Consider the following 17,301-nt stretch of genomic DNA (forward strand, 5'->3'; position numbering starts at 1 on the left):
CCATCGTCCATTAAACGATGGTTTTTGGTTTCTTCGCTGAAATAAAATACCTTTCGGCCAATTCCTGAGGTGCTTCATTTGTAAAATCAGCGGTCACTTCAATCTGTTCAAAGCCAGCGGACTCAAGGAACGCTGCATATGTCTCAAAAGGAAATGTACGCTGTTCGTGCGTTTCATCATAACGCTCATACACGTCTCCGTCTTTTACAAAAAAGCTTAAATCATGAATGACCGAATATGGATGATCTCCTTGATCACTCTGCCAAATATAGCTGATCTCTTCATCTTGATCGGCATAAGTAGAGCCAGGAAATACCTCTTCCATTTTATAAGGGGTATGAACATCAAACAATAAAACCCCACCTGCCTCTAAAAGCTGAAACATGTTTTTAAAGGTTTTTTTGACGTCATTTTCGTTTTTTAGATAATTCAAAGAATCACAGCAAATAACCGCTGCTTGAAAAGTTTGTTCAAACCCCTCGAGCTCTCTCATATCTTGATGTAAAAATTGAATAGACTGCTTATGAGCCTGTGCTTTTTGCTGCGCAAATGCCAGCATCTCTTCACTTAGGTCAATTCCTGTGACCATGTGGCCTTTTGCAGCTAACCGAAGAGAGATCTCTCCAGTTCCACAACCTACATCGATAATCGCACTATTTGGCTTGATATACCGCTGTATCCACTGAACCCATTCATCATAAGGGGCATGTGTCATGAGCTCATCATACACACCTGCAAACCCTTGATAAATCATGAGTTAATGCCAAGCGAAAGCGTTTCTCTCGGCGCATCTCCCCAAAGCTTCTCTAAGTTATAGTATCCTCTTTCCTCTTTGTGGAACACATGAGCAATGACATCTCCTAGATCAATCAAGACCCATCTTGCTTCGTCAAAGCCCTCCATCTTTTTAACTTCGATGCCGCCTTCTTCTGCAAGGTGTTTCACTTCTCTTGCAATGGCCTGTACTTGTTTGTCAGAATTCCCGTGACAAATGAGAAAATAATCTGCAACAAGTGAGATCCCTTGCATATTCAGGGCAATAATATCCTCTGCCCGTTTATCATCGCACGCTCCAGCTGCGATGTTTAAAATTGATGATGCATCCATCAAAATTCCTCCTTAGTTGTTCTTTTGCACAAGTGAGTTATAAGTAGCAAGTGTATCTGGGAAAACTGGCTGATTCTTTTTCATTAAAAAGCTGACGGTGTTTTTTAAAGATTGAATCAAGGCAAGATCCAAATCCTGCTCTGCTAACTCTCTTACTTCCTCTACACCAGGAAAATGGCGTCCTGGCTCTATATAGTCGGCGACATAAATAACTTTTTCAAGCAATGTCATGTTCGGTCTGCCGGATGTATGGAATTCAATGGCTGTTAAAATATCTCGGTCGTCAATTCCAACTTCTTTTTTGACCAAATAGGCACCAACTGGGGCATGCCAAAGCTCAGGTGAATATTTAAGCAATAGAGGGTTCATCTGTTCTTGCTGGATGATGCCCTTCATTTCTTCTTTCGGTCTAAATTTAGCATAATCGTGGAAAATAGCCGCGACCTCTGCTTTTTTCACATCTACACCAAAACGTTCAGCTAATGAAATGGCCGTCTCCATGACCCCAATTGTATGTGTATATCTATGCTCTGTTAACTGCTGTTTGACACAGTTTAAAGCTTCTTCACGATTCATATAAATGATGCTCCTTTATATAACACTCAACAGCTTTCGGAATCAAATAATCAACAGGTTTCCCCTGCTTCATTCGCTGCCTAATCAATGTCGATGATACATCAAAAGCCGGAACATCTGCAAACAAAAGAGGATACGCCGTACTTCCTTCATAACCTGGCCTTTTCATCCCAATAAAGGTGATCATCTGAAGCAAATCATCGATTCTGTGCCATTTCGGCAAATACTCGACCATGTCCGCTCCAATCATAAAAAAGAACTCATCTTCAGGATGGCGCTTCTTCAACAGCTCAACCGTATCTACTGTATAAGATGGGCCCTCCCGCTCCATTTCAATAAGCTCAACTCGAAAATGAGGATTTGACTGAATCGCTTTTTCCACCATTTTTACGCGGTGATGACTCTCTGCTCGTTTTCGGCCCGTTTTATGAGGGGGCTTGTGATTTGGGATAAACCAAATTTCATCAAGCCCTACTTGGAAACGCACCTCACTTGCCATCAGCAAATGCCCATTATGCGGGGGATCAAACGTACCCCCGAACAACCCTATTTTTTTCATATCATATCCACCTTTACGGCAGCTTAATTTGTTTATTTTCCTTTGATTCCTTATAAAGGACAATCACATTTCCGATCGTTTGAACGAGTTCAGCTTTTGCACCTTTTACAAGTGCTTTTGCAACCTCTGTTTTGTCCTCGTCGCAGTTTTGCAATACGCTGACTTTCAAAAGTTCTCTTGCTTCAAGCGCCTCGGAAATTTGCTTGACCATATTGTCATTTACCCCGCCTTTTCCAACTTGAAAAATAGGTGATAAATGATGTGCTTGCGCACGTAAAAAACGTTTTTGCTTACCTTTTAACATGGTGTTCCTCCTAATTTCTCTATGACAATTGACTTCATTTTTCGGGCGTCAGGTGTAATGCCCGTCCACAGTTCAAAGGCTCTTACCGCCTGACCAACAAACATGCCGACGCCATCGACCGTTTTCAAACCTAACCCGGCTGCTTCGCTTAGCAGCTTTGTTTCTATTGGATTATACACAATATCACAAACGACCGCTGTTTTTTTTGCGTTCGCTAAAGAAATTGGGGTTTCTTCAACATTCGGATACATACCAATCGAGGTCGTATGGATGATGACATCATATTCCCCAAGCCGCTCTTCTGCTGTATTTAATGCAATGGCACGAGATGTGATTTTCCCACCGGCACTTTCAATTAAAGCCTCAGCTTTTTCAATGGTACGATTCGTAATGTCAAAGCTTTTCGGTGCATACTCAGCAATTGTCATATAAATCGCTCTTGCCGCTCCGCCAGCACCAATCATGAGAAATGACAGCTCTGATAACGGCCGATCCAAGGCTTCAAGCAACGAATGAAGAAAACCCTCTCCATCTGTATTGTACCCAACGAGTTGACCATTTTCGAGGCGAACCGTATTGACGGCACGCAGACGTTCAGCTGTCACATCAATTTTGTCAAGGTACTGCATGATGTCTACCTTGTGCGGAACAGTGACGTTAAAGCCGCTGATTCCTAAGGCTTTCATACCGTTAATGGCATCTTTCAGGTCATCATTTTCTACTTGAAAGCCATGATAATGTCCATCAATTCCAGCATCCTTTAATGCTGCATTATGAATATCCGGAGACATTGAATGGCCAACAGGGTTACCGATTACTCCGTATAAAGGTTTCAAGGTCTCTCCCCCTCTGAACATTTAAATTAACGAACGTCTCATAAACACGTGCACGCCTTTTGGTGCATACACTTTGATTTGTTTTCCAGCATCATTCGCAGTCACCCAGCCTAATCCTGAAAAGACAATGTCCATTTTTGGCTGATCTATGGTGAAAGTGTGCGGAACGAGCGGCGGGAAATCTTCCATGCCCTCTTTTGATGGCGGTGAAAGCAGTTCACCTGCATGCTTTTCATATAAGTCATCTGCATTCTCCATCTTTGTCCTGTGAATGTTGAGTTCATTTGGCATGTAGCAAACAAAGGATGTTCTGCCGCCTTTTACATAATCAAATCGAGCCAGTCCGCCAAAGTAAAGCGTTTGAGCTTCATTTAACTGGAACGTTCTCGGTTTCAATTCTTTTTTCGGCGTTAAAATCTTTAAGTCATTTTTGCCGACATAGTGCGCCATTTGATGGCGGTTGATGATCCCCGGTGTATCGAATAAAGCAGACCCATCATCAAGCGGGATTTCAATCGCATCAAGTGTTGTCCCTGGGTATTGGGATGTGGTGATCACATTCTCTTCTCCAGACACCTCTTTGATAATGCGGTTAATAAATGTTGATTTCCCAACATTTGTACAGCCGACAACATAGACATTTCTGCCCTCACGGTAATGATCAATGGCCTCCATAACCTCAGGCACACCTTGTCCTCTGCTCGCACTGATTAAAAACACATCAATCGGATTGAGCCCATTTTCTTTTGCTTCCCGCTTCATCCATTGAACAAGACGGTCTTTTTTCACGGATTTCGGTAAAATATCTACCTTGTTGCCGACAAGTAAAATGGGATTACCACCAACAATACGGCTCAGTCCATTAATCCAGCTTCCGTTAAAGTCAAAAATATCAACGACCTTGACGATCAGAGAATCAGTCTCGCCAATGCTGTGTAAAATATTTAAAAAGTCGTCTTCTGTTAAAGATACATCCTGAATTTCATTGTAGTTCTTTAACCTAAAACAGCGCTGACAGATCACATCTTCTTTCAATAGAGATGCTGCCGGCGCATATCCTAATTGATCTTTATCTTCCGTCTGAATGGCTACACCGCAGCCAATACAAACAACCTTTTCCATTATTACTCTTCCTCCCACTGAATGTGGCCCTTACGCTTTAAGGCTCCTAAAATTCTACGTTCAATCTGCCTGTTAAACTTCGTGAAAAATCCGTCCGATGCCGCAACAGGTACAACCAAAATGGTATGGAAGCCATGCCTGTTTCCGCCAAGCACATCTGTCATAAGCTGATCGCCAATGACAACCACATCTTCTTTCTTCAATTGCATATCAGCGACGGCCTTATTAAAGGCTCTTCCCATCGGTTTTCTCGCTTTATAAATAAACGGGATATGAACAGGCTCAGAAAAAAGCTTGACCCTTTTTTCATTATTGTTCGATACAATCGTCACCTGTATCCCGTGATCTTTCATCTCTTGAAACCATTCAATTAAACGCGGGGTCGCACTTGGACGATCCCATTCTACTAGTGTGTTATCTAAATCCGTAATAATTCCTTTTACATTTCGTTCTTTTAGTTTTTGCGGCGAAATGTGGAAAATACTTTTCACAAATTCATCCGGTAAGAAATACTTCTTTAGCACAATTTGCACCCTTTCTTCCATTGGTTTTTCAGCGATTGTGTCGAATCAAATCACAATTTGTCTGTCTATCGAATACAATGAAAAAGTTTTCGACATATGATGAGGACCTTCAACAGGTGTGGATAATTTTACACACATTATCCACCTATATTTCATCACGCTTTCATTCAATTATAAACACTCTACCCACAAGTTATCCACTTAACCATGTGGATAACAGAACGATTGTTCTTGTTTCCCATTCATGGTAGATTAAAGGTACTTCAAAGACATTCGATCAACCTATGATGATATGTCTTTTCCTCAAGTTTTATGCCAACTTTTTCAGGGGAGGTGTTTTTCCCATCATATGGGTTTCTAGTATGAAAAAGCTGTCAGATGATTTACTTATAGAATCGTATTATAAAGCAAATGAAATGAACTTAAATCGCGACTTCATTGAATTAATTGAGACAGAAATGAAAAGACGTTCGCTCGGGCATATGCTCTCTGTTTCCTCTTAATTCCATATATCCAGGAACCATGCCTCCCGAGCACTCTCCTTTTTTAAACTCAGGTGACTGATATTATATCACTTGCGCTATAGGCTTACTACTATTTTCCGTAAAAAACACCCCTTCTGATCAAAGAAGAGGTGTCTTATTTGCAAGGCTGTTCATTCCAAAAGCATAACCCTCCACCTACGACCAAAATGACGACAAGGAACACAACAAGAAAAGCGTAACCGATTCCTGCTCCTTGAGCTGGATAAGGCGAACACGCAGGGTAAGGATAAGGACATCCCCACATATCAGTTACCTCCTTCTAAGAAGATATACTGTTAGACTATGCTGGATGGATCGTCTTGTTTAGGCAGATGGCCTGCATTTAAAAATGTTTAATGACATCACGCTCTTTGATTTCGTTATAAATGATTCTTGCCCCTTTTGGTGTCATATGATTGCCAGAAGGGTCAATGAGGCCAGACTGAATCAAGGCGTTGTCACTATCTTCACCTGCTTCTCGGATGAACGCTTTCCAATTGTCGACAAGCGGCACTTGCTGTTTTTCAGCTACTTGTCTTGTGATGTCATTGTATGAGTTTTGCCAAGCTCTCGCCCCGCCTCTCTCAGCAAAATAAGATGACTTATATCTAGAATAATAATACAAGCCCTTTTTGCCTCCTTCCACCACAGGCACGCACGTCATGAGGATCGGGGTAATTCCCTCTTTCCTACTTTCAGAAATGAAGTAGGATAAGTTTTCCTTAAATCGTTTTTTGGTCACACGGGGATGTTTCCCGTCTAGAATCGCCGCATCATTTGTACCGAACATGATGAGGACGTAAGTTGGTTTTTGTTTTAAAATATCCTGCTCAAAGCGCAGCTTCGCATCTTCTGTTGTCTGCCCGCCAATCCCGGCATTGTGTACCTTGATTTGGCCGCGCTCGACGTTTTTCATGAGATTCACCCATTTTTCAGATGTGGGATAATCTCGAAAATCCCAGTTCGATCCTCTTGTGTTACTGTCACCAAATGCAATGACACTTTCCTGCGCCTGCTTCGAGCACCCAGCCGCAACACATATCAGGATGAAAAGGAAAACAAATTTCTTCACAACATTCACCTCCAAAAGCCCTCTTCATATAGTAAACGACAAGACTTTTGGTTTCAATGAATGACTGTTTCTTAATGTAATTGAACCGGCAGATAATCTCTGTCATGGTGCAGCAGTTCGCTCACTTTCACAAACTCATAGCCCATTTTCTTTAGTTCAGGTACGACTTGTTTCAGCGCTTCTACTGTCTGCTTACGATTTCCTCCGCCATCATGTAAAAGGATGATATCACCGCCCTGAATATTCTCAATAATACGGCTGGCAATTTTGTGAGCACCTGGCCTTGACCAGTCCTTCGGATCTTGCGTAAAGGACCACATCACGACATCGTATCCTTGCTTAGAAAGAATGCGGAATGACTTCATCGTCAAGCGCCCGCCCGGGGGACGAAATAATAAGGATCCGCCAGGCTGGAGAGAAGCGATATGAGCCGCTGATTCTTTTAATTCTTGCTTGATTTCTTTCGATGACAAAAGGTCAAAATACGTATGGTTCATCGTATGATTGCCAAGCTCATTTCCTTCGCTCACAATCCGCTCTGCGAGGAGGGGATATGCATGAATACGGCTTCCGATGACAAAAAAGCTGGCATTCACTTCATGCTCTCTTAGTACATCTAGTATTTGATTTGTGTATACCGGATGAGGCCCATCATCAAAGGTTAACGCAATCTTTTTCCGTTCCTCTCTCATGTCCCAAAAGGCTCGTCCCGTTTTTTCTAGGTCGATTCTTTTTAATGTACGCGCCTCTATGTTATCAGGAACAAAAGCGCATAATACCAATATACATAACAAGATATGCAACCCTTTCATCAGACCGCCTCCACAGAACATCATTACACATTAAATTGCCCGCTTTCTGATGAATTCATTCAAGTTTCGTGATCGTCTACGCTTCTTTTTCACATAAAAAAAAGCCGGCCCATCAGGCCCGCTTTTTGTCTCACGTTTGGTTTCTCTCTTCAACTGTCGAACGTTGCTTAGAATTCATACAGACACTCTCCTTCTTGGATTTGATTTTGAGCCCATAGCAATTTTTGATAATACTGGTTGGACTTCTGGTATTGTTGAGAGGTTTCTAAGGCTGTCGCAATTTCTAGTGAGATATCCTCTATATAAGAGTATAGGCTAAGTTTTTCCAAATAATCAATGGTTTTTTGCAGTTGTTCTTCATTGATTTCCTGAACATATAAAGCATCCAGATACTCAAACATATGACAGAACAGCTGGTCTTCATGCTTCTTTGCGGCCAATTTCCCATCCTCTAATATGCGCCTTGCTTCAGTCTGCTCATTTTGTCTAAAAAGCAGCTTTGCCAGTGTATAAAGTGTATGAGGCAGCGTGGGAAGCAGCTCTTTTTTGGCGAGGTCAGCCGATTCGGTTAAATATCGTTCTGCTTCTTCTCGATAACCTAACTCCCCATAACATTTCCCTAAATTATAGAGTGCTGAGCTATAAATGCGCGGGTGATCAATTTCGGATGCGAGTTGTTTCGCCTTTTTCAAGTGAGGCAGTGCTCGATCTTTACGTTTTAAATCTTGATAATTTCCTGAGATGACAAAGAGACACTGAATAATGCGAATGGAATATGCATCATGCTGATCGTATATTTCAAGCGCTTTTAAAATATGGTGCATGGAGACATGCGTTTGTTTCATTATATAGTAGGCTTCTGCTACTTTAAAATGAAACTCGGCCTGCTCAATATCATCAAATACCATAGACAGCTGTTTTTCTGCCATGCGATAATATTTGACGGCCTCCAAATATTCTTTTTGACTAAACTCATGCATGCCACGAAAAAATGCATGGTAATAATGCAGCATATCAGATAACTCATGATTGGAATTTTCGATTTTATCGACAAGGTTAGATACTGAGAAAGGTTGATATTTTGAAGGGTGTATATAGTCGAGCATAATTTGGTGCCGAAAACACATGAGCTGATAATAAATCAGTAAATGCTGGTCCTCTTCCATACGTTCAATTTCCGCTTCTACTTCTGCTTTCAAGATTTCCGCATCTGGAACACTGAACTGCCGTATCATTCGATACCATTCATTAATTTTCATACCGACATGTGAAGAAAGAACCTTCCCCATGTTCCGAAAAAACCCCTTCCTTTTCGGTCTAATATTACATATTTTAGCACGCTTCTAGACCGCCAAGCACCGCAAAGAAACCGCAAACATATGAGAGGTGCAGCAAAAACATACGCACAGAAGCACGTTTCTTTCAAATAAGATGATTTTTTCATCGTACAGACACAGACAATCCTTCCTTCACATACATTTGAGGATATAGGCAGCGGCCTAAACATGGTGGAGGTGAAAATCGTGGCAGGAGTATTTACAGCGATGGGATTGATGGTCAAAGAATTGGTGTTTTTAGTGTCCTATGTCAAAAACAATGCCTTTCCACAACCCCTTTCGGGAGATGATGAAAAAAAATACTTAGCCCTTATGGCAGAGGGCGATGAACACGCAAGAAACATGCTGATTGAACATAACCTTCGGCTCGTCGCCCATATTGTCAAGAAATTTGAAAATACCGGGGAAGACGCTGAAGACCTCATCTCCATCGGGACGATCGGACTCATTAAAGCCATCGAAAGCTATTCCTCTGGAAAAGGAACAAAGCTGGCAACATATGCTGCGCGGTGTATTGAGAACGAAATCCTGATGCATTTACGCGCGCTCAAAAAAACAAAAAAGGACGTCTCTTTGCATGACCCCATCGGTCAGGATAAAGAAGGCAACGAAATTTCATTAATTGACGTCTTAAAATCAGAAAATGAAGACGTGATTGATACCATTCAGCTCAACATGGAGCTTGAAAAAGTAAAAGAATATATCGACATTCTCGACGGCCGGGAAAAAGAAGTCATCGTCGGCCGGTTCGGTTTGGACTTAAAGAAAGAGAAAACGCAGCGGGAAATAGCCAAGGAGCTCGGGATATCGCGGAGCTATGTGTCTCGGATAGAGAAACGCGCACTGATGAAGATGTTTCATGAGTTTTACCGGGCGGAAAAGGAGAAACGGAAGCGGGAAAAGGGGAAGTGATTTGAATTTTGTAAAAGAATCCTTCTTGTTAGTGGATAAAAAACAGACCATATGAGGTCTGTTTTTTATTTTATCTCTAAGCTAATGTCTTTCTGTATTACTTATTAAAAATAGCCGTATTCTATTTAATCGCCTAATGGGAGATCCTCTTTGTTGATTAAATATAACTTGTTATTATCTTGATATTTGCTAGGATAATGACCAATTAGATACTTCGTTAGGGTTTTCAGTTCAGCTATATCAATCATTTTTGATTCTATAACATTTTCCCAAAGTGTATTCAATGTTTCATCATCTATTATCTCTAGCACTTGCGGAACAAATTTTTTATTTTCTCGTTTATACGCTTGATAAGCTGTATAAGAAACCGCATCTAATACTGAATACCAGCCATATTGTTTTTGTTCATCCTTTTCTTTATTTGCGAACTCGGCTACATCCATATAATCTTCACTATCTATGTAGTTACATAAATCATCTGAACTTAACTCTTTACCAGAAAGCCATTTCCAGCAATCTTCTAAAGCTTTTTCTCCTATGTGGTAACCCTCATCTTCTTTATCTATGAATGCATACATTTTTTCGGCTATTGCTAAGCCTAGTGCAACTTTAGCTTCTTCACTAATGTCATTTATAAAATCCATTCTATAGCCTCTTTTCTATTTTTTTATTTTAACGACATTTTCTGTAACACCATTTTTAACATCAAAAGATAAAGTATCTCTTGGGTATGGGACACTTGGATCTCGTTCTGATGTTACTTTTATTTTCAATTCAGGATAGTGATCTGTCAGTTGCTTGAATATTCCTCTTTCCTCACTTGGAACTTGATCAAACAAACCTTTTGTACATTTATTACAAACTCCATTTGGATTAGATTGATGGATATTTAGTATACCTTTTATCTCTTCTGGTTTCAGTCCTGCCTTTTTGACTGCATCCTCAAATTCTGCTATCACACCTTCTTCTGCATGATCCATAAATTGAGCATGCCCTCTAACTGATCTTTTATATGGTGCCTTAATTTTCCGATCAGGATAAACTTCATCTAATGAAGGAAGACCTCCTTCTTTCCTAACTTTTGGTGACCCACCTTCGAAAACGCTACGTTCCAAACCTCTAACGTCTGTTTTACCTACAGCAACAGTTTGAGTTTCTGGAACATTCCACTTTTTCCTTAAACGATCTAAATCAGTCTTTCCTATACTTGCTTGATTAAGGTGGGTGCTTTTTTGATTGATTCCCATTTTGCCATTAAACCCTTTCGCACCAAATGGCAAAAGCATCCCCAGCGCCGCATTCATACTTGCTTCCTGCTGTTCTTTCGAGACTTTATTTCCAAACATGTCTCGACCCGTAATCGCTTCGCTGAAGCCGTTGGTCGCGGTGAGGCCATATAAGCCTTTTTGCGATGTTTTCAACGCATCAAAAGACTTTTGTGATGTCTTGTAAATGTCGACTGCTCTGACTGCGGCGGACGTGGCTTGAGTCGTTTTATAGACGGCTTTTCCGCCTTTGAAAATACGGCCCGCCCATCCGACGATCGGGATGTATCCTGCTGCTGCCATGCCGCCTGCGGCGACTCGCTGTCCTGCGGTGAGTTCTTCACCTGTGATCGGATCGACACCTGTTGCGGCACGTTTTGCATCGTTCACGCCTGTCAGTTCATTGACGATATTTCCTCCGTAATCAAGAGCTTTTTCATACCACGGACGGTTGGCGAGTGCTTCTTGTTCCTTTGCAATCTTGCGGGCTTCTTCTTGATCTTTTTTGATTTTTAGATATTCAGAAGTTTGCTTCTCAATATCGCTTTTTGCCTTGTAGATTTCGCTATTTTGATACGCTTTCTTGTCAAAATTCATAGGCGAAATGGACTTTCCGTCATTTGTGGCATTGATCATTTCTGCGTACAATGCCATTGTAGCCTGCTGCTCCGTCTCTGACAAAGCATATTCATCTTTTAGATTTTGATCAAGTTCTCTTAGGTCTTTCACTGTCTTTTTTCGCTCGTCTTCCGCATCTTCTATTTTTTCATCAAAAGTTTGGCTATCAAATACCTCTAGTGAAATGAGGTCATCTATATCTTGAAAAATGGTTTTGAGTGCCTTTTTTTGATCTTTTACAATGCTTTTGGCGTTTTTGATGCCCATATAAACGGCATTGTCTAAAAAGTGTTCTTCAACAAAGGTGTCGCCGCCAAAATTTGTATCATCAAGTGTCCCAGAAACACCTTCATGAAAGGCTTTTTGTTTATCAATGAAACTAATAAACATGTCCACATTTCCGGCGAGTTCTTTGTAGAAGCTTTTAATGTTATCGGCACCTTTTCCAGTGAAGTCGTCACCGAGATTGGCAACACCTTGAAGTGCCTTTTTTAAATCTATCATTTGTTCACGGAGTTCCTGATAGTGTTTTGCCCTCGTATCCATGGCACTGGTTAGTGCTTTTGCATCAAGTATCTTTCCCAGAAGAATTCACTCCTTCCTATTCATTGACAAGGTCAATTTTACCAACACAGGGTTTGCCATGAAATAGGAATAAAGATACAAAAAACAGCACTTAGATGATTCAGAGTTCTCGAAAATTTAAACTTGTAATAAAGTAAATTCTTCAATTATTAGCCCTACATCATTCCACTTGTAATATTCTTTTAAGATGTTAATGCTCAACTATTTTATTCAAAGAAATTATCATTTTCCTATCTAAACTCTTAAAAAACACGCCTTCATAATCAAAACCATGTTCATCATACCCTACATGTAAATGCATAGTTTCATCTAAGTTATGTAACTTCTCATATGTACTCACTTTCATCTTGCTCCCTCTAACTTTTCTTATCATACTGAAAATCAATATCCCTCAACTCAACCCACTCAACAAGATCAGGCACCTTTTTTGTCGTCAAAAAATGGTGAACGATTTGATAAGCTTGATTCCGATCGACATAGCTACATGACGGCACATACAATGGGGCGCCTGCGACCAAATGCTCGATCGTTTCAATTTTTTCTTCCTTTTTAAAAGGGACCAAAAAATTTGGATATCTCATGATCAAGAATCCATACGGTTCCGTATAAAAGAAAACTAGACTTTCACTTTCCCAATCTTCTTCTATCTCAATAGAAGATTCTCCGTTACCTTGTTTCCAATACTCTTCACCCTCCTGAAAGAAAATTCTTTTCATGAATTCTTCTCCTGGATTTGCTACTGGAGCTCCCGTGGGGCCGTAGTATAAAAACATCTATGTCTCTCCTTCATGCCTATATCAATTTGGATTTAACCAATTGTTCTATTTCCCTCAAAATCATAAAAAGCTTGTGTTTGTTGGTTTAATTTTAACATGTGATATAGTTTTGGATTTAGCTTTTGAAAGGTTTGAGAGCTGACCCATTTTACTTCTTCAATATCATGATCAGGATCTAGAATGTTCATCTCTCCCCCGATAATTTCCGCAAAGAACGTAATGATAAGTGCATGATGCTTTTTGTCTTGAAAGAATGCTTCTCGAACCGAATGAATTTCATTTACTTTGCAAACATACCCTGTCTCTTCATTCACCTCGCGGATCACGGCTTGATGCAGGTGTTCGCCTTTTTCTACAGCGCCACCAGGCAGTTCCCAATATCCCTTTACATTTTTAACTGCTAAAATATTTTCTTCCGTATCGTAAATAATAGCTGATACTACATCTACTCGTTTCAAATGTATCTACCTCCATCGCTCTTTGTTTACATCAATTGTCGAATAAATAGCACGAACTGTTCATTTCAATACATTCATTATACGGTATCCTTGATACAAGCAAAAAGAAGCATTCAGAAGATTGGAGGCCACATTATGTGGATCATCATCATTTTACTGATTGTCCTCATTGGGTTTACTGGGAATATCGTTTCTTTATTAAGACAAATGAAAGAATCAAACGAGAAAATTATACAACTGTTAGAACATCAAAAACCGAAAAAATAAAAACCTCACTCTTTTAGAGAGAGGTTTCTTAGCGTACGCAAGTATTCTTACCGTTTCTCATGAAACAACATATTTCTGATTCGATGAATATAATGCAGCGCAATATGAACGAGACATAAAATAAGCCCGATCATCGCAAGTATATAGATGGGCAGCATCAAACCAGGTACATAGTTAACAATAAAACCCAAACAAAAAGCTGTCAGCATATATAGGCTAATCAACCTCATGACTACCATCCGAAGCCCTCCCTTTCTACACTCACTTTAACATGATTTCCCTTTATTTTCATAATATGCTTAAAAAATACGAATCTACTAAGATTCGCATAATCATTACGTATTCAATTCACCTTTCTTCTCACGCGCTTCCTTCCACTGCTCAAGCTCAGACACCGTCAATAATTGATATCCTTGTTTGGTGAGTTCTTTGATAATCGTGACGGCTGCGTTGGCTGAGGTGTCATAGATGTCGTGCATTAAGACCGTTTCACCGCTAGATGCATGAGTTAGAATGTAGTTCGCGACGTATTGGCTGTTTCGATATTTCCAGTCTTCAGGATCCACATCCCAAAGGGTCACTTTCATGTGAAGAGCTTCGTTGATTTGCCCGTTTGTCCCGCCATATGGTGGTCTAAAATGAGTCGGTGTGAACCCGCTCGCTTTTTCAATGATTTGCTGCGTGTCTTCTACTTGTTTGATGGCTTGTTTTAAAGGGAGTCTTGTGAGCAAAGGGTGGTTATAAGTATGATTTCCGATTTCATTTCCACCTTTTCTAATTTCACCTAGCATATCGGGATAATATTGAACCCTGCTTCCTAATACGAAAAATGTTGCATGTCCTTTGTTTTCTTTTAAAGCTGTTAAGATCTTTGAGGTCGTTGATGGATTTGGTCCATCATCAAATGTAAGGGCAATGGCTTTTTGATTTGGGTTGAATACTCCCTGTTTTGGAGGTTTTACGATCTTTCTTTTGGCGATCGGTTCTTTTTTCTCGTTTTTGTTCTTTTCTTTATTGATGTATTCTGGCTTTAACATTCCTTTAAGCAGTGTTTTCTTAATCGCCAGCACTTGAGGGCCTTTATTGTCTGGTGCAATTTGCCCTGCTAGAAAGTAGAATTCAATAAAACGATCTTTGATGGCAAAATACTGATAGTTCTTCGCCACAGGAGACGTTCCCTGTTTGAGCAGCGGCTGATTTTCAGCTAGCGTTCGATCTTTTTTTAATTCCTCAAAAGTCATATGAGATAACTTTTGAAGATTGTCCTTCTTTGATAGGAAGATATCGTTGATTGATAAAAATATCTGTTTCTTGAAATCAAAGTTCATCACCTTCGTTTGATTGACGCCTTGCTTTCCGCCCTTCACTTCATATGTATTGAATTTGATTGCGACGGTTTGCTTGGCATAATGAATGATCTCATAATCGATGTTTAGTTCGTATCGTTTCTCTTCATTGACATCACTCGCTTGACTAAATGATGTTTTAAACTTTTCTAACGCTGTCTCTGCAAATCTTTTGATCTCCTGATCTAGTTTTTCTTGATGAAACAGCGGATAGTTGACAGCATATCTCATGAATTTCCCGTCATTCACAAGTGTGACTATTTCAACTTGTTTGTAGCTCGCATCTTGTTCTACTTTTTTTCTCTCTGTCCCGCTTGCTTGCTGATTATGATAAAACGCAGCGATACCGATGACGATTGCAAGTCCACATAGGACGAGGCTGATCTTCCCTTTCGTTGGCACAATGATTCTCCTCTCGTGATGCCGTCCTGTCTGGATGACGTGTGTTTGTAGGATAGACTTTTCTCAGCCCCTTTTTAGTTTGCAAAAAACACATTTGTCACATTTTCGACATATTTCACAAGATACATATAAAAAGGGCTTGATCGCTCAGCCCTTATTTTTGCATATACAGTTGGAATAACTTTGTTTCTTCATCAATAGAGCGTGCCTGGTCAAAAGCTGCTCTGACTGTTTTTGAGTTATTCACCAGCTCATACAGCATGGTGAGAACAAAAATAAATGACGCATTTCCATCAATGTAGTCATCGGGCGCTGTATAGGATATCGCCCCTGTTTCTAAAAAAGCTTCTGCCACCTTTTTTTCACCTAGTGTACAGCCTGTACATATAATGTGGACTCCATTTAACGAAGCATACCGCTTTATGTCATCCGCACCAAAAGCAGCACCTCTCGGCTCACCCTCTTCGTATACATCTTCTCCTAACTCCGGCATGAGAAACGCTCCTTCTTCTCCGTGAAAGGATAAAAGAATGAAATCCGTTTCGCCTCTATTTTTCCCTGATAAAACATCAATCAGGTCATTCGGTCGGCCTATCCAATGCATATCGACTTTTGCACCAAAGTTTTCAAGTGCGGCACGAAGTGCAAAGGATTCCAGTTCACTATTTGGTCCGGCTGCCAATGTGATGCGCATGACTGGCTGGCTCATTTATATCCCCTCCAAACGATGATAAACATAGCACCATTTTTTCCTCATCTACATAAGCACCATTTATTTTTAGTGCTTTTTCTTCTACCGCATACGACTTAAATCCAACAGACTTGTAAAGATGTTTGGCTGGGTCATTTGTTGTGACCACTGTTAAATATATTTGTTCGATGTCTTTTTTTTCGCGTGCAAAAGAAAGAACTTTTGTCAGGAGTGCCTTCCCCATTCCTTTTCCGCGTCCATTAGCCGTTACATACATCGCTGCCACATTGGCACGGTGCTTTAATTTCTGCAAGGTTTCTTGTATGAGTGTAACCGAGCCGACCAGCTGACCTTGATGGAAGGCTCCGAATGTCCACATAGATTGTGTAGAGGCAAAACGAGCCTTATATTTATTCTTCGTATCTAGCTTCTCTTCCTCGTAACTCATAGCAAAACTCTCTGGGTTTAATCGGAGTGCTTCTAATCTCAAGTTCGCATATTCTTGAGCATCTTCTGGTGTTAACAACCGAATATTCAGAAAATCGCCTCCATCAGAATGAATTGATACTTCCAATTTTATCTTGAAAGGCGCTTTTGATCAAAGAATATTGGTTCATTTACATATAGCACATTTCTTATAGACTTTTAGGCTCTCTTTCGTTTTTGTGAAAACAAGGTCATTTTGATCATGTTCACTCGATATTTCCTATCCAAAACGATTCTTTTCTCACTTATCTTTTCACTTTTTTTATATTAACCTATAACTAATTCATAAAAAAAAGAAAAAAAAAGGATTGATATGAACAAAAACATATCATAAGATAGAATAGTAATAAAAAGACAAAAAAGGGAGGAATTTGATATGACAGAAACAAGAAATGAAATCAAACTACATGTTCTTTTTGGTGCTTTAGCAGTAGGATTCCTTATGCTAGCTCTTTTTTCCTTCTCGCTACAAGTACTACCAGTTGCTGATCTAGCAAAAGAATTTGGTATTCCAGGCAGTGTTGCCGCTGTAGTTCTTAATGTGGTTGAAGCAGGTGGAGCTGTCACTACAATTGTCTCCATTTTAACTGCTGTAGGTTCAGGCGGCCTTTCTCTTATTGCTGCGGCTGGTAAAGAGACAATTCGTCAATACCTTAAAAACGAAATTAAGAAAAAAGGCCGTAAAGCCGTTATCGCTTGGTAATTTATTTAACGACTCAATA

24 protein-coding genes are annotated in these 17,301 nt (G+C 40.2%); 4 read left to right on the forward strand and 20 right to left on the reverse strand.

All coding sequences use genetic code 11. From position 1 onward, the window contains the following. Nucleotides 1–10: 10 nt before the first annotated feature. The 8 genes from MHI58_RS12525 to MHI58_RS12560 are packed head-to-tail and all read right to left on the reverse strand — an operon-like array spanning nt 11 to nt 5,028. A complete protein-coding gene (locus MHI58_RS12525) occupies nt 11–754 on the reverse strand; it encodes a class I SAM-dependent methyltransferase (protein WP_017367636.1) in 744 nt (247 codons plus the stop codon). Further along, nucleotides 751–1,107, reverse strand: a complete 357-nt coding sequence (gene rsfS / locus MHI58_RS12530; protein WP_008342502.1) for a ribosome silencing factor — start codon at nt 1,105–1,107, stop codon at nt 751–753. Before rsfS ends, MHI58_RS12525 begins: the two co-directional genes overlap by 4 nt. A gap of 12 nt (nt 1,108–1,119) precedes the next feature. Then, nucleotides 1,120–1,683, reverse strand: coding sequence for a bis(5'-nucleosyl)-tetraphosphatase (symmetrical) YqeK (gene yqeK / locus MHI58_RS12535; protein WP_017367637.1), 564 nt, complete (start codon nt 1,681–1,683; stop codon nt 1,120–1,122). Then, nucleotides 1,673–2,242, reverse strand: a complete 570-nt coding sequence (locus MHI58_RS12540; RefSeq protein WP_045034392.1) for a nicotinate-nucleotide adenylyltransferase — start codon at nt 2,240–2,242, stop codon at nt 1,673–1,675. The genes yqeK and MHI58_RS12540 overlap by 11 nt, the downstream gene beginning before the upstream one ends. A gap of 13 nt (nt 2,243–2,255) precedes the next feature. Continuing rightward, nucleotides 2,256–2,546: a ribosome assembly RNA-binding protein YhbY gene (gene yhbY / locus MHI58_RS12545; RefSeq protein WP_008342507.1), complete on the reverse strand. Its 291-nt coding sequence runs from the start codon at nt 2,544–2,546 to the stop codon at nt 2,256–2,258. After that, the gene (gene aroE / locus MHI58_RS12550) at nt 2,540–3,382 is read right to left on the reverse strand and encodes a shikimate dehydrogenase (protein ID WP_035702719.1); all 843 of its coding nucleotides are present in this window, start codon (nt 3,380–3,382) and stop codon (nt 2,540–2,542) included. Before aroE ends, yhbY begins: the two co-directional genes overlap by 7 nt. A gap of 21 nt (nt 3,383–3,403) precedes the next feature. Further along, complete coding sequence (gene yqeH, locus MHI58_RS12555; RefSeq protein ID WP_007501357.1) at nt 3,404–4,504, reverse strand: ribosome biogenesis GTPase YqeH; 1,101 nt, start codon at nt 4,502–4,504, stop codon at nt 3,404–3,406. A 2-nt stretch (nt 4,505–4,506) separates the two neighbouring features. Next, a complete protein-coding gene (locus tag MHI58_RS12560; RefSeq protein WP_008356191.1) occupies nt 4,507–5,028 on the reverse strand; it encodes a YqeG family HAD IIIA-type phosphatase in 522 nt (173 codons plus the stop codon). 362 nt (nt 5,029–5,390) lie between these two features. On the opposite strand from MHI58_RS12560, the gene MHI58_RS12565 reads away from it, so the two are divergent. Further along, nucleotides 5,391–5,531, forward strand: coding sequence for a sporulation histidine kinase inhibitor Sda (locus MHI58_RS12565; RefSeq protein WP_003217327.1), 141 nt, complete (start codon nt 5,391–5,393; stop codon nt 5,529–5,531). A 136-nt stretch (nt 5,532–5,667) separates the two neighbouring features. Here MHI58_RS12565 and MHI58_RS12570 read toward each other — a convergent pair whose 3' ends face one another. The 4 genes from MHI58_RS12570 to MHI58_RS12585 form a co-directional block, all read right to left on the reverse strand. Beyond that, nucleotides 5,668–5,817 carry a hypothetical protein gene (locus tag MHI58_RS12570; protein ID WP_169744069.1) on the reverse strand — a complete coding sequence of 50 codons (150 nt, stop codon included), beginning with the start codon at nt 5,815–5,817 and terminating at the stop codon, nt 5,668–5,670. Nucleotides 5,818–5,895: 78 nt separating this feature from the next. Then, nucleotides 5,896–6,624: a GDSL-type esterase/lipase family protein gene (locus MHI58_RS12575; protein WP_224558465.1), complete on the reverse strand. Its 729-nt coding sequence runs from the start codon at nt 6,622–6,624 to the stop codon at nt 5,896–5,898. 71 nt (nt 6,625–6,695) lie between these two features. Beyond that, a complete protein-coding gene (locus MHI58_RS12580) occupies nt 6,696–7,436 on the reverse strand; it encodes a polysaccharide deacetylase family protein (protein ID WP_045034394.1) in 741 nt (246 codons plus the stop codon). A 167-nt stretch (nt 7,437–7,603) separates the two neighbouring features. After that, nucleotides 7,604–8,725 carry a tetratricopeptide repeat protein gene (locus MHI58_RS12585; RefSeq protein ID WP_007501361.1) on the reverse strand — a complete coding sequence of 374 codons (1,122 nt, stop codon included), beginning with the start codon at nt 8,723–8,725 and terminating at the stop codon, nt 7,604–7,606. Nucleotides 8,726–8,956: 231 nt separating this feature from the next. Between MHI58_RS12585 and sigK the strand changes: the two genes are divergently transcribed. Beyond that, nucleotides 8,957–9,685: an RNA polymerase sporulation sigma factor SigK gene (gene sigK / locus MHI58_RS12590; protein ID WP_058014952.1), complete on the forward strand. Its 729-nt coding sequence runs from the start codon at nt 8,957–8,959 to the stop codon at nt 9,683–9,685. A gap of 125 nt (nt 9,686–9,810) precedes the next feature. On the opposite strand, the gene MHI58_RS12595 is transcribed toward sigK, so the two are convergent. The 4 genes from MHI58_RS12595 to MHI58_RS12610 form a co-directional block, all read right to left on the reverse strand. After that, nucleotides 9,811–10,329: an Imm6 family immunity protein gene (locus tag MHI58_RS12595; protein ID WP_368004323.1), complete on the reverse strand. Its 519-nt coding sequence runs from the start codon at nt 10,327–10,329 to the stop codon at nt 9,811–9,813. Nucleotides 10,330–10,344: 15 nt separating this feature from the next. After that, nucleotides 10,345–12,153, reverse strand: a complete 1,809-nt coding sequence (locus tag MHI58_RS12600) for a ribonuclease YeeF family protein (RefSeq protein ID WP_159160155.1) — start codon at nt 12,151–12,153, stop codon at nt 10,345–10,347. Nucleotides 12,154–12,509: 356 nt separating this feature from the next. Next, nucleotides 12,510–12,926, reverse strand: a complete 417-nt coding sequence (locus MHI58_RS12605) for an Imm1 family immunity protein (RefSeq protein WP_041090814.1) — start codon at nt 12,924–12,926, stop codon at nt 12,510–12,512. Between the two features lie 35 nt (nt 12,927–12,961). Continuing rightward, nucleotides 12,962–13,387 carry an NUDIX hydrolase gene (locus MHI58_RS12610; protein ID WP_159159831.1) on the reverse strand — a complete coding sequence of 142 codons (426 nt, stop codon included), beginning with the start codon at nt 13,385–13,387 and terminating at the stop codon, nt 12,962–12,964. A gap of 135 nt (nt 13,388–13,522) precedes the next feature. Between MHI58_RS12610 and MHI58_RS12615 the strand changes: the two genes are divergently transcribed. Next, entirely contained in the window at nt 13,523–13,654 is a 132-nt protein-coding gene (locus MHI58_RS12615; protein ID WP_003217310.1) for a hypothetical protein, read from the forward strand. 47 nt (nt 13,655–13,701) lie between these two features. Here the strand turns inward: MHI58_RS12615 and MHI58_RS12620 are convergent, their stop codons facing one another. From MHI58_RS12620 to MHI58_RS12635, 4 genes are all read right to left on the reverse strand, one after another. Next, nucleotides 13,702–13,893 carry a hypothetical protein gene (locus tag MHI58_RS12620; protein ID WP_041090818.1) on the reverse strand — a complete coding sequence of 64 codons (192 nt, stop codon included), beginning with the start codon at nt 13,891–13,893 and terminating at the stop codon, nt 13,702–13,704. A gap of 96 nt (nt 13,894–13,989) precedes the next feature. Further along, entirely contained in the window at nt 13,990–15,402 is a 1,413-nt protein-coding gene (locus MHI58_RS12625; protein WP_368004324.1) for a polysaccharide deacetylase family protein, read from the reverse strand. Between the two features lie 154 nt (nt 15,403–15,556). Then, nucleotides 15,557–16,111: a hypothetical protein gene (locus tag MHI58_RS12630; RefSeq protein ID WP_045034085.1), complete on the reverse strand. Its 555-nt coding sequence runs from the start codon at nt 16,109–16,111 to the stop codon at nt 15,557–15,559. After that, nucleotides 16,065–16,667, reverse strand: coding sequence for a GNAT family N-acetyltransferase (locus MHI58_RS12635; RefSeq protein ID WP_205407411.1), 603 nt, complete (start codon nt 16,665–16,667; stop codon nt 16,065–16,067). Before MHI58_RS12635 ends, MHI58_RS12630 begins: the two co-directional genes overlap by 47 nt. A 288-nt stretch (nt 16,668–16,955) precedes the next feature. Here MHI58_RS12635 and MHI58_RS12640 point away from each other — a divergent pair, with 288 nt between their 5' ends. After that, nucleotides 16,956–17,282, forward strand: coding sequence for an uberolysin/carnocyclin family circular bacteriocin (locus MHI58_RS12640; protein ID WP_017358050.1), 327 nt, complete (start codon nt 16,956–16,958; stop codon nt 17,280–17,282). The last annotated feature ends 19 nt before the right edge of the window (nt 17,283–17,301 follow it).

This window comes from Bacillus sp. FSL K6-2869 (assembly GCF_040869405.1).
Classification (GTDB): Bacteria; Bacillota; Bacilli; order Bacillales; family Bacillaceae; genus Bacillus; species Bacillus altitudinis.

Coding starts and splice junctions, on each gene's coding strand:
- MHI58_RS12525 (WP_017367636.1), bottom strand. CDS start 754: ATGATTTATCAAGGGTTTGCAGGTGTGTATGATGAGCTCATGACACAT.
- rsfS (WP_008342502.1), bottom strand. CDS start 1,107: ATGGATGCATCATCAATTTTAAACATCGCAGCTGGAGCGTGCGATGAT.
- yqeK (WP_017367637.1), bottom strand. CDS start 1,683: ATGAATCGTGAAGAAGCTTTAAACTGTGTCAAACAGCAGTTAACAGAG.
- MHI58_RS12540 (WP_045034392.1), bottom strand. CDS start 2,242: ATGAAAAAAATAGGGTTGTTCGGGGGTACGTTTGATCCCCCGCATAAT.
- yhbY (WP_008342507.1), bottom strand. CDS start 2,546: ATGTTAAAAGGTAAGCAAAAACGTTTTTTACGTGCGCAAGCACATCAT.
- yqeH (WP_007501357.1), bottom strand. CDS start 4,504: ATGGAAAAGGTTGTTTGTATTGGCTGCGGTGTAGCCATTCAGACGGAA.
- MHI58_RS12565 (WP_003217327.1), top strand. CDS start 5,391: ATGAAAAAGCTGTCAGATGATTTACTTATAGAATCGTATTATAAAGCA.
- MHI58_RS12570 (WP_169744069.1), bottom strand. CDS start 5,817: ATGTGGGGATGTCCTTATCCTTACCCTGCGTGTTCGCCTTATCCAGCT.
- MHI58_RS12580 (WP_045034394.1), bottom strand. CDS start 7,436: ATGAAAGGGTTGCATATCTTGTTATGTATATTGGTATTATGCGCTTTT.
- MHI58_RS12585 (WP_007501361.1), bottom strand. CDS start 8,725: ATGGGGAAGGTTCTTTCTTCACATGTCGGTATGAAAATTAATGAATGG.
- MHI58_RS12595 (WP_368004323.1), bottom strand. CDS start 10,329: ATGGATTTTATAAATGACATTAGTGAAGAAGCTAAAGTTGCACTAGGC.
- MHI58_RS12605 (WP_041090814.1), bottom strand. CDS start 12,926: ATGTTTTTATACTACGGCCCCACGGGAGCTCCAGTAGCAAATCCAGGA.
- MHI58_RS12615 (WP_003217310.1), top strand. CDS start 13,523: ATGTGGATCATCATCATTTTACTGATTGTCCTCATTGGGTTTACTGGG.
- MHI58_RS12620 (WP_041090818.1), bottom strand. CDS start 13,893: ATGGTAGTCATGAGGTTGATTAGCCTATATATGCTGACAGCTTTTTGT.
- MHI58_RS12630 (WP_045034085.1), bottom strand. CDS start 16,111: ATGAGCCAGCCAGTCATGCGCATCACATTGGCAGCCGGACCAAATAGT.
- MHI58_RS12640 (WP_017358050.1), top strand. CDS start 16,956: ATGACAGAAACAAGAAATGAAATCAAACTACATGTTCTTTTTGGTGCT.